This window comes from Parabacteroides vesiculifaciens (assembly GCF_049860805.1).
In the GTDB taxonomy this organism is placed as follows: Bacteria; Bacteroidota; Bacteroidia; order Bacteroidales; family Tannerellaceae; genus Parabacteroides.
This window is the reverse complement of record NZ_CP187555.1, coordinates 4,782,579-4,794,476: the sequence shown is the minus strand read 5'-3', so window position 1 is coordinate 4,794,476 and position 11,898 is coordinate 4,782,579. Positions and strand designations below refer to the sequence as shown.

At 43.4% G+C, this 11,898-nt stretch carries 7 protein-coding genes and 1 pseudogene; 2 read left to right on the top strand and 6 right to left on the bottom strand.

Annotated elements, in window-relative coordinates; translation table 11 throughout:
• Positions 1 to 80 precede the first annotated feature (80 nt).
• Positions 81 to 1,169 carry a hypothetical protein gene (locus ACPYIV_RS19175; RefSeq protein WP_425884654.1) on the top strand — a complete coding sequence of 363 codons (1,089 nt, stop codon included), beginning with the start codon at positions 81 to 83 and terminating at the stop codon, positions 1,167 to 1,169.
• Positions 1,170 to 1,818: 649 nt separating this feature from the next.
• Here ACPYIV_RS19175 and ahpF read toward each other — a convergent pair.
• The 4 genes from ahpF to pflB form a co-directional block, all read right to left on the bottom strand.
• Entirely contained in the window at positions 1,819 to 3,384 is a 1,566-nt protein-coding gene (ahpF, locus tag ACPYIV_RS19170; protein ID WP_293740803.1) for an alkyl hydroperoxide reductase subunit F, read from the bottom strand.
• Between the two features lie 12 nt (positions 3,385 to 3,396).
• The gene (gene ahpC, locus ACPYIV_RS19165; RefSeq protein ID WP_293740804.1) at positions 3,397 to 3,963 is read right to left on the bottom strand and encodes an alkyl hydroperoxide reductase subunit C; all 567 of its coding nucleotides are present in this window, start codon (positions 3,961 to 3,963) and stop codon (positions 3,397 to 3,399) included.
• Positions 3,964 to 4,279: 316 nt separating this feature from the next.
• Positions 4,280 to 5,002 (bottom strand): pyruvate formate-lyase-activating protein, encoded by a 723-nt coding sequence (gene pflA, locus ACPYIV_RS19160; RefSeq protein ID WP_293734333.1) that lies wholly within the window; start codon positions 5,000 to 5,002, stop codon positions 4,280 to 4,282.
• A 12-nt stretch (positions 5,003 to 5,014) separates the two neighbouring features.
• Entirely contained in the window at positions 5,015 to 7,255 is a 2,241-nt protein-coding gene (pflB, locus tag ACPYIV_RS19155) for a formate C-acetyltransferase (RefSeq protein ID WP_293734332.1), read from the bottom strand.
• A 129-nt stretch (positions 7,256 to 7,384) separates the two neighbouring features.
• Between pflB and ACPYIV_RS19150 the strand changes: the two are divergent.
• Positions 7,385 to 7,915: pseudogene (locus ACPYIV_RS19150) on the top strand (KilA-N domain-containing protein); the annotation flags it as partial.
• 219 nt (positions 7,916 to 8,134) lie between these two features.
• Here the strand turns inward: ACPYIV_RS19150 and ACPYIV_RS19145 are convergent.
• Positions 8,135 to 11,218, bottom strand: a complete 3,084-nt coding sequence (locus tag ACPYIV_RS19145) for a DUF6383 domain-containing protein (protein WP_425884651.1) — start codon at positions 11,216 to 11,218, stop codon at positions 8,135 to 8,137.
• Positions 11,151 to 11,702 (bottom strand): hypothetical protein, encoded by a 552-nt coding sequence (locus tag ACPYIV_RS19140; protein ID WP_425884649.1) that lies wholly within the window; start codon positions 11,700 to 11,702, stop codon positions 11,151 to 11,153. The genes ACPYIV_RS19145 and ACPYIV_RS19140 overlap by 68 nt, the downstream gene beginning before the upstream one ends.
• Between the last annotated feature and the right edge of the window lie 196 nt (positions 11,703 to 11,898).

The following is an 11,898-nucleotide window of genomic DNA, read 5'->3' as shown; positions in this document are numbered from 1 at the left end:
GGCTCCAAGTAAGCACAAGACAGTAGCATGTTGAATCTCCGGGCTCTGTTCTTTCTACTTCCACATAATATTTAGAATACATGCAAAAAGACAATTTCAAAATAGAGAAAAATAGGGACGCCACATTTCTTTGGGTAAGAAAAACTCTTTATGCTCTCTATATATGCATAGGGATAGTTGCCCCTCTATTTTCAGACAGGCCTTTATCTACGATATACCTGATTCTGTTCATTGGTATCTCCGGAATTCTCTGCGTCAATAAAAACACCAAGCTTTCGGGGAAAGAAATGGTTATATTCATCCTATTCTATTCTCTGTTTTTAATTCTCTATATCTTTTATAATATAAAAGGTTCCACCAGCTTGTTATATGAACTATACATTATGACTTTTATATATATAGTATCCTCAATCCATTTTCTTATAAAACAAATATCAAAACTTCAACTATCACTATTTAAACTACTCTGGAGAGTGCTTGCCGTCTTAGCTTTAATTATTTTAATAGTTCCTATTTTATCCACCCGAAAGGACACAACCCTTAAACAAAATCCTGCAATCCATATAGAATATATCGCTTTAGTTGTATCTGGCTGTTCATGTGCAGCTGTAGCTATCACATTATTTATACAAGGAAATCAATTGAAAAACAGCCAGCGAATAGAACAACAGTCTTACGACAATCAAATACTCACACTGATCGACCAACTATCCCCTGAGACTAAGAAGAAATGTACGGAGTTGAAAGAGATTTTGCAAGACGAGGCTAATGCTTCAGAGACAATAAAAGGTTTGAAATTTGCTTTTGAGCGACAAATACGGGATGATTATTACACAAATAGTACATATAAACAATTTAGGGAAGACAACATAAATTATCAATACTATGTCGCATTTACTCAATTTGTGAGATACTTCGAGAAGCTCTCTTACTATGATTTAAACGAACATACAGGACCTGCTTTACATTTTTATTACATTTGGTGGAGGGAATTTTTGATGGAAGTCATATACTATTTTAATGAAACCCTAAATGAAGTTGTAGAAAGTGATCCGGACATATACCCAATATTGATCATACCAGGATGGATAACTTTGTGTAAAGATATGGACGACAAATTTAAGATGTTAGGACTTAAGATTCCAGAAGCACCCACCTGCACCTACTGATTAATTTTTTACTATTTATATAAATTCGACACACCTTCAAAAAAGAACTGACTCTGATAAATCATCATTTGGCAATCATTAAGGGCATGATCCCCTAACGGCTCCCGTCCCCCAAAATATCGGACGGGAGCTGTTCATTTTCGAACAGGAGCCACAGAAAAGGGGTGGACGTGGTGGACGTTATTTTGCGTTTTCATGACTTTATACATGATGGTAATGGTAAAAACAAGAGCAATGACCATGACCATCCTATATAAAGTTTACAAAAGTGCATTTTTACGTCCACCACGTCCACCCCAACCCTCAAAGCTGATGAAACAAGCCGGGGCATCAACACTCATATTTCTTTGTCTATCTGACAGATAAACATCATTCCCCGTTTTACATCCTTCGCCGGTGTAATCCCCGATATCCCCATCTGGTACGCCTCCACCTGTTCAAAAGTTAGCTCAACTACGGCAAAAAGGCGCCTTTCTTTCCGTATTTGGTATTCAAAATCGTCTCAGGCCGACAGTTTTCAATATTATTTACGTTCGTTCCGGTCACCGACACGCTCGCGTAGAGGCTGATTTTGGCTATTATTTCGCTACTTGACAGAAAAAGTAGAACCTCGATACGGGGAAAATACAAGTCACTACTCCGACACACACTAACCGATTAGACCTCTCATGCGGTCTTCAAAAGCAGACAGAGCCGCTTTTGCCCCTTCTCCCATTGCTATGATTATCTGTTTATAAGGTACGGTCGAGACATCGCCTGCCGCATAGATACCGGGAACATTTGTCCGGCAATGCGTATCGATTACAATCTCACCCGGTTTATTCGTTTCGACAACGTCACGGAACGCACCACTGTTGGCAGCCAGGCCAATCTGGACAAAGATGCCATCCAGGTCGATCACCCGCTCCATTTCCGTCTTGCGGTCTTTTACGCGAAGGCCTGTCACCTTATCACCATTGCCGATTACTTCCAGAGACTGGGAGTGAAGGAACACTTCCACATTCGGCAGGCTCTTTACTTTTTCCTGCAACACCTGATCGGCTTTGAGTTCGTCCATAAATTCAAGAACCGTCACTTTCGAACAGATACCCGCCAGGTCTATAGCCGCTTCGATTCCCGAATTTCCGCCACCGACAACTGCAACATGCTTATCTTTATAAAACGGGCCGTCGCAATGAGGACAGAAAGCGACGCCTCTTCCGATATATTCCGCTTCACCCGGTACATTCAACTTGCGCCAGCTCGCACCTGTCGCCACAATAACGGCAGGAGCGGAAAACCGTTCGCCTGTAGAAACGGTCAGAAGTTTCGCTGATCCGTCCAGTTCTACTTTATCTACACGGCGATGTTCCAGTATATCGACCGGATAATCGTTGATATGTGTCAGAAGGTCGTTCGCCAACTGCTGACCGGTGGTTTGAGGAACAGAGATCAGGTTCTCGATTCCGACCGTCTCTTTGACCTGTCCACCGATACGATCGGCTATAACTGCGACATTCAACCCCTTACGTGCCGAGTAGATAGCAGAAGCAGCCCCGGCAGGCCCACCTCCCACTACTATCACATCATAGTTCTTAACCGGTTTTTCAACAGAGTTATCAACAGCCTGTTCATTAATCCCATACTGGGCTTCGAGTTTGGAGAGCAATTCTCCGAAATCGCTGCGGCCCACGTTGATCAGTTTGCCATCGGCAAATACGGAAGGGACTCCCTGAACTTTCATGTCCTCAACTTCTTTCTGATTGATGGCGCCGTCTACCGTTTCGTGGGTGATCCGGCTGTTGAGAGTAGCCATGACATTGAGTGCCTGCACCACATCCGGGCAATTGGTACAAGTGAGAGAGACATAAGTCGTCAACTTAATCGGGCCATTCAAGGCTCTGACACGGGCACAGATACTTTCATCGGGTATATTTTTCCCTTTTCCGTCGCTATTCAGGATAGCCAACAACAGGGATGTAAATTCATGTCCGTTGGGTACTGCACGAAACCGGATGCCGGTAGGCGTACCGTCTTTTACAATTGTAAATTGAAGTCCTTCACCATCGGCAATGCGGCATGACAGATGATCCGAGCAAGAGGCCACATCGCTGAGCAGATCGACCAACTCCTGGCGGCTTTCATGACCGGAAGCGACTTGTATATCAAATACATATTTGGATGCCAGCCCGGAGAAAATCCCCGAAAGCTGGTCTTTCATTGCTGAATCTAACATGATAATCGAAAGTTAGATCTTACCTACCAAGTCAATGCTCGGCTTCAAGGTAGCTTCGCCTTTCTTCCATTTTGCAGGACAAACTTCGTTCGGGTGGGAAGCTACGAACTGGGCAGCTTCAACTTTACGAAGCAATTCGTCTGCGTTACGGCCGATACCGTTATCGTGGATTTCAGCAATCTTGATCTTACCTTCCGGATTTACCAGGAACGTGCCGCGATAAGCCATACCCTCTTCTTCGATCATCACACCGAATGCACGACTCAAAGCGCCTGTCGGGTCTGCCAACATCGGATATTTGATCTTACGGATGGTTTCGGAAGCATCATGCCATGCTTTGTGTACAAAGTGTGAGTCTGTGCTTACTGAATATATTTCGACACCCATTTCCTGGAATTTGGCATACTTGTCAGCCATGTCAACCAACTCGGTCGGACATACGAATGTAAAATCGGCAGGATAGAAAAAGAAGATGGCCCATTTGCCTTTGATATCTTCGTTGCTTACTGTTTTGAAATTACCATTCTGAAAAGCTTGAACTTTGAACTCGGGTACTTGTGAATTGATAATAGGTTCCATGATTTTTACTATTTAATTTGTTACTACTATTTTTTTGATTACGATGCAAAGTTAAGCCGTAAGATACTGATTGAAAGAATTTTTCAAATTGATAATTTTTATCTGCCGATAGATGGGAACTTATCAAAAACGATCCTATCATATCAGGAACCAGTTAAAGTACCTTATAATTATACGCTGCTATTCTTTAATCGCTATCTTTGGGAAAACCATTAAAAACAGTTGAATATGAGAAGGGCAAGTTTGTATATATATTCAGCGGGCTTTTTGCTCGTTTGCAGCGCATGGCTTTCTTCATGTGTCGCAGGAATACCCCTTACACGGTTATTCCGTGTTTCCGAAAGATTGCTTTAGCATTAGCCAACCGTTCGGCAGAAAGGGGTTCCACGTCTTTCAGTTTATAATCCAGGCCCTGGGCTTCATATTTATAGGCGCCCATTGTATGATAAGGCAGTAGTTCGGCTTTCTGAACCACCTTATATGAACTGATATATTCCGCCAGCTTGTTCAGGGCTTCATCATTATCCGTCAGACCGGGCACGATCACATGGCGAATCCAAACGGGAATGCCGCGTTTCTCCAGTTCATCGAGAAAACACAAGGTGTTATCGAGTTTTACAGCCGTCAGGCGGGGATGCAGTGCGGCATCGATCGTCTTGATGTCCAATAGAACCAGATCGACATATTCAAGGACTTCCAAAGCTTTCCCGGAACAGATATAACCGGAAGTGTCCAACGCCGTATGAATGCCGTTCCCGCGGCAAAGGCGGAAAAACGCTTTGAGGAAATCAGGTTGCAACAAAGGTTCGCCACCGGTCACGGTAACACCGCCTTTAGCTATAAAATTCTTATAACGCAGCACTTCGGCAAGCAAGGCTTCAGGCTCCAACTGATAAGGCGTCTCACGCTTCACCTCCCAGGTATCCGGATTGTGACAATACAGGCAACGAAGCGGACAACCCTGCATAAAAACGACAAAACGAATTCCGGGACCGTCAACGGTCCCGAAACTCTCTAATGAATGTATACGTCCCAGCATTTTAATTGAAAATTATAGCTGGCTGTTGATAGTGCGCGAGATGACATCAAGCTGCTGTTCGCGTGTCAGTTTCACGAAGTTGACGGCATAGCCTGAAACACGGATCGTAAGCTGCGGATATTTTTCCGGGTGCTCCATCGCATCTAACAGCAAGTCTTTGTCGAACACATTCACATTCAGATGTTGTCCGCCATCGGGAGTGAAATAACCATCCAACAGACTCACTAAGTTGTTCACCTGAATATCGCGTTCCTTACCCAATGTAGCCGGTGAAACGGCAAAAGTATAGGAAATACCGTCATGCGCATGCTGAAAAGGCAGCTTGGCCACAGAAGCCAGAGCAGCGACAGCCCCTTTCGTATCGCGTCCGTTCATCGGGTTGGCTCCCGGGGCGAACGGCGTACCACCCGGACGGCCGTCGGGAGTCGTTCCCGTTTTCTTTCCGTAAACTACGTTTGAAGTGATCGTCAGGACAGACTGTGTCGGCGTAGCTTTGCGATAGGTCTGGTGCTGGCGCAGGTATTCCATGAACTTCTCGGTAATATCGACAGCAATGCTGTCCGTACGGTCGTCGTTGTTCCCGAAAGGCACATATTCGCCTTCGCGTTCGAAATCGACAGCTAAGCCGCGTTCGTCGCGGATCACTTTCACTTTTGTGTCGCGTATGGCAGCCAGCGAGTCGGCAACGATAGAAAGGCCGGCGATACCGGTTGCGCGGATACGCTGCACATCTCCGTCATGGAGTCCCATTTCGAATGCTTCATACGCATATTTATCGTGCATATAATGGATAATCTTCAGTGCATTGACATAGACTTTAGCCAGCCAGCGCATCATCTGCTCGTATTTCTCCATTACTTCGTCGTAATCCAGGTATTCGCTGGTGACCGGTTCGAAACGGGGAGCCACCTGCACGCCCGATTTCTCGTCACGTCCGCCATTGATCGCATACAACAGGCACTTGGCCAGGTTCGCGCGCGCCCCGAAATACTGCATCTGCTTACCGATCTTCATCGGAGACACACAGCAGGCGATACCGTAATCGTCGCCATAATCCGGACGCATCAGGTCATCGTTCTCGTACTGAATGGCAGAGGTATCGATAGATACTTTCGCGCAGAAGTTTTTCCAGTTGTCCGGTGCATTGTTGAACCAAAGCACCGTCAGGTTGGGTTCGGGTGCCGGGCCGAGGTTATACAGGGTATGCAGGTAGCGGTAAGACGTCTTTGTCACCAACGAGCGACCATCCACACCCTGTCCGCCCAGCGATTCGGTCACCCAAACCGGATCACCGGAAAAGAGGTCGTTATATTCCGGCGTACGCAGGAAACGGACGATACGCAGTTTGATGATAAACTGGTCGATCAACTCCTGTGCTTCCTCTTCCGTCAGCTTGCCTTCACGGATATCTTTTTCGATATAGATATCGAGAAAAGTAGAAGTACGTCCGAGAGACATAGCCGCTCCGTCCTGATCCTTTACGGCAGCCAGGTAAGCCAGATACAGGAACTGTACGGCTTCGCGGGCATCCTTTGCCGGACGCGTCACGTCGAAACCATAACCGGCACACATCTTTTCAAATGCCTTCAGCGCCTTGATCTGTTCCGTTATCTCCTCCCGGCTCTGAATGATTTCTTCCGTCAGTTCCTGGATGTCGAGACGTTTCTGGAAACGTTTCTTTTCTTCAATCAGGATCTGGGTCCCGTACAGAGGCACACGGCGGTAGTCACCGATGATACGTCCGCGTCCATAGGCATCAGGCAGCCCGGTGATGATGGCAGAACGGCGTGCGGCCACCATTTCGTCCGTATAAGCAGAGAAAACACCTTCGTTATGCGTTTTTCTGTATTTGGTGAAGATTTCTTTTGTCATCGGGTCCAGATGATAGCCGTAGGCTTCCAAGCTGTTTTCGACCATGCGGATGCCACCTTTCGGGAAGATACCGCGTTTCAATGGGGCGTCTGTTTGCAAACCGACGATTACCTCGTTCTCCTTATCGATGTAACCGGGTCCGTATGTGTCGATCCCCTGCGGAAGTTTTGTTTCGGCGTCGTATACTCCTTTTTCCCTTTCAACCTTAAACATTTCGGTCAATTTGTTCCACACTTTCTTCGTTTTCTCCGAAGAGGATACGAGGAAGGAATCATCTCCGTCGTAAGGTTTGTAATTGTTCTGGATAAAGTCTCTTACGTTGATCTCCTTTTTCCAGGTTTCTCCTTTGAACTGCGCCCAGTTCTCGTTTTCAAACTTCATAAGCTTATCTTGTCTATTTCGGTTTAGGCGCGCAAAGATACGTCTTTTCCCCCTATCTGAAAACGATTGTAAGGGACGAGGGATGTTAAACTGGGAAAAATACCTACAAATAGGGATAAGGAATATTGGAAAAATACTATAGAATATTTAGGTATTTGGGAAAGTTTGTATAACCCTCATTTTAATCCCATCGAATTCGAGGGGTTAAAAAAAGAAGCGGGGTTGAATGCATTTACTCTTTCACCGACAAAATGGATTGAACATACAGAACAAGCCCAACTTGGTTGGACAGCCAAACGTGAGCTATCCAAAATAAACTACCGCATCCATACTGATGCCATAAAGCAAAACCTTATCCCTACCGAGGTAACAACAAAACAAGCCAGCATTATTTATGCCGATGAAGCTGATACACTTAATGTTGCCATGTTTGGGAAAACCGCCAAGATGTGACGTGAACAACATCCCGACCTCAAAGGAAATATACGTGACTATGCCTCTATCAATGAACTGATTTGTCTCTCGAATATGGAAAACCAGAATGCAGTATTCGTCGACCAAGGTATTCCGCAGGGTGAACGATTGATTAAACTCAATCAGATTGCTATTCAGCAGATGAAAGTTTTGAAGAATGACGGTAACAGAGAACTTTTAAAATAATTCAATTTATATAACAACGAAGCCCCGGCAGCACGAATACTGTCGGGGCTTGTTTTGTGCCTGCCATCCGGTCTTCACAGAGGGAAAAGCAGTCGAACTTTTAATTTCATTACTTTAGTATTATTAATATTAAATCTGATCGCTTGTTCGCCTGTCACAGGGTAATTGGATTATTATCCGCGCGATCTGATTAGAATTATTTGATTATAATATCCTTAATTATTTAATGATAGCTTTAACAGCTTCTTCGCCTTCAACAGCTACTACGACTACACCCTGAGGAGCAGCGATAACAGCGTTGTCGGAAGCGATAACTGTGTTAGCTACTACCTGGCCGAGAACATTGCTTACTACAACTTTCTTACCGGCAGCACCTGCAATCGTTACCTGACCTTCGCCAGCGATAACGGTTACTTCGGATGTTGCGATCTTTTCGTTGTCTGTCGGTGTCAAGTCTGTATCGTTGACATTGAACAGTTGAGCTTGTTCTTTATTACCTAATACCAGAATACCATTCAGGTAGCTTACATATTTGTTACCATTGTCATCCGCTTTTGTTTCAATACGATATACACCGTCACTTTCAATAGCAAATGCCCAAGTAGCAGGAGTGATACCCTGATACTTAACAACATCTATAGTGTCATTAATTTCAGGAGCCACTTTACTGATAGCCAAAGAATCGTTATTAAATGCTTCAACGCGGTTTGCGTGAACGAAACCGATACGAGTCAGACCGTCCTGAGTATATTGAACTGTATCATTGCTGCAATCGATAGAGTCATTGTAGCTAACCATGTATGCTTTTTCATCGAAGGAACCAACCTTTTCAACATCGATTGGCTTTGTGATGTAGTAAGCATAGCGATAGTTGTTTGCACGATTGATATAAGCAGTATCCAGACCCAGTACGAAGTCGTTGTCTGTAGCCGCTTTCAGTTCCAGACCAGTACGTTTGATTACAGCGAACGGTTTAACAGCTGTTACTTTAGAAGCTTCGTCACCATCCAAAGAGATGATTACGTTCTTGACTCCTTCAGTTTCAAAGTTCTTATAGATCTCTGTTACTTCTTCTGCCAGATTGAATACATAAGAAGTAGCCTCTGCCATAGCAACCTTTACACCTTCACCATCTTGATTAATAGACAATTTACCTTCGTTTCCATTAACCAATACTTCATATTCATCAGCATTATCGTTTACTCTTCTGAATTTCAGAGTATTTGCATTAGCTTTTGTTGTAATCAACAGCATACCATCAACAGAAGTCAGATAACAAGTATCTTTCTTATATACTGTGACCAGATTGAATGCACGAGTCAGGATAGATTCGTCATTCAGTTTAGTGTCGGCAGTAGTCGGAACTTTTACGATCAAAGACATAGCCTCGTCTGCGTTCGGAGTAACTACAACAGCAGAGTCTGCACCAACTGTCAGATAATAAGCTTCCGGATTAGCATAGTTCTTAGCTGTCAAGACGAAAGATTTCAAAATCTGTTCTTCATTAGTCAGATATTTGTAACCCAGATTTTCATCTTCTTTCAAGTTTGCAATTTCCACAACCTGGAATGTGTCTTTTGCAGCAGTTGTATAGATACGCTTTTCTGCATCGATTACATATACTTTTCCTGCATTTACGATTTTCTGATCTTTATCGCGATTGGCAATTGTATAAGTATGAGTAGCAGCATCTGCTTTCTTAACAAACCACTGAGTTGCAGGAACAGAAGCCGAAACCTTACTTTCTTTTACTAATGATGTATTAAATGTTCCATCATAAGATACTACACGGAAACCACCCTTGTCTGCATCTTTCATGCTCTTAACAAAGAATACTTCACCTTCTTCGAAGTCTGCATACGGAGGCATTGCGAAAGTGATTTTTGTGTTCTTAGCTGCATCATCTTCTTTACTTGTAGCGATAGAGATTTCACGGCCTTTGCCTAATGTCCGGATAACAACACGTGCAGGATCGCTATATTTTACGAAGCCATTCACATCAGCGTAATAATTGTTGTTTTCTTCATTTACCACCGGAGAATATGTATTGATCACGATAGAATCGGCAGTTGCGATAGTATTAGTTGCCACAGCCAAGCGGAACGCATACTTGCGAATATGAGTGTTTAGGGGAGAAACTAAGACCTTAACATCTTTACCTTCTTTTTTTATTGTTGCCGAAATCAATGTATCTGTTGCAAAAGTAAGATACTGTTCTTTCTCTGCCACATAGTTAGTATCTACAGTCAAATAAGCCTGTTTTTCTTTGATTGTAGAATCGGCAATAGCCAAAGCATAATACCCTTTTTCGTTCCAAGCAGCTTTTGCTAATTCATCTTTTGTTGCTTTCGTTGTCAAGTATGTGATCCAATCACCAAGAGCAGCATCTTCAGCAGGAATCCCTGAACTTTTTGTAGTTGTAGTCTTGAAGTTTGCACTATTGAGAGTTGTCAGAGCAGTCAGTTCACTTTCTGTTGCCCATTTGATATCAGCATCAATGTTAGCCGGAACCATCCAAGCCTGCATAACCTTATCAACAGCGTCAACGTTGGCTTTAGTGTCTTTGATCAACTTATCCATAGCATCCAAAACGGCTTTGGTAGCTGTTTGGAATTCTTTCAAAGCAGTATTGTCAGCAGCCAATTTTTTTCCTGCTTCAATCTCAACAGCAGCTAAAGCAACCATCTTAGTTTTTGCTGCATCTATCTTAGTTTTCACATCAGCAGCGTCCGCCAAAACAACAATGTTAGCATCCACTTCTCCACCAGCCAAATCTAAATCAGACTGGTTAGGAATCAGAGAACCAGCTGTAGCTTTTGTTGCACCTGTGTTACCTGTAGTTTTCAGATAAGTAATAGCTTCGTCCGTGCCATCAATATAGCCTTTCAAAGCAGCCTTCAAATCATCTAACTGTTGGTATGCAGCCTTTACGCCAGCCAAAGCCTCTGCATAATCACCTTTGTAAGTAGCAGCAGAATAGATAGGCTCTGTTGTTGCGTGCAAAGTATAAGCAGAGAACGGGTTTGCATATTTGTTATTAACTACATCTTTAGAGAAAGAAAGAGTAAAGCCATCATTGCCTTTAGTATTCAGTTCTTCGGCTTTTAGAGCCCAAGAACCTTTTCTCAAAGCTGCTGTCGCTTTAAAGTCTTCTACGCCCGTTTCAGTGGGGAATGAAAGAATACCTACAGGTTGCCCTTTCTGTTCTTCTGAAACAACAGATTGGAATTTGATCTCATCCCCCTTTGATAGCCAATCTATACTTGGTAGTCTTATCTGTGAGTCGGGAATAAATGTATTCACTAAAAGTGAAATTCTGATTCTTAATAGTTGATAAAGCGTCATATTCCTCTTTCGTTAATGTCCACTTATCCAACCCTTCACCACCGATGATAGCAGCCGGAGATTTGTAGAATGTTTTACCCGGTTGTGCAAGCGCTGTACTCAAAACCAACTGACGGTTTCCTACCTTATTATACAAACGCATTTCGTACTGCACAATCGCTCCGTTTGAAGCCTTTACCGGAGTAAATTCAGCACGCCATAATGTTTCGTTAAGGCTTTCAAGTGTCTCAATTTTATCTGTAGACCAAAGAGCCAAAGAGTCACGGGTTTCACCATGTCCAATAACGAGCAGTTTCTCGCTATTACCATTTGCTGTTTTCAATTGGTAATACTTTTCCAAGCTTTCTTTCAAAGCAGCTTCATCACTTGATGCAGCTTGAACTGAAAAAGAACTACCTGCTACCAGAGCGGCAGCCAAAAGAGTAGAAAATCTTTTGTTCATAATCTAAAATGTTTAATTAATAATAATGTATATTGAATCTATAATATCATTCTTTGAAACAGCTGTCTTTCAGCCGTTTTTCTTAATTCCTGTATAATGACGAGCTAAAACGTACGTTTTTTTTAGTCATTTTTTTTCGCGACCTTTGTACTTCGTATCAAGAAGGGCGATTTTTGTACTCGTTATGCTATCATGT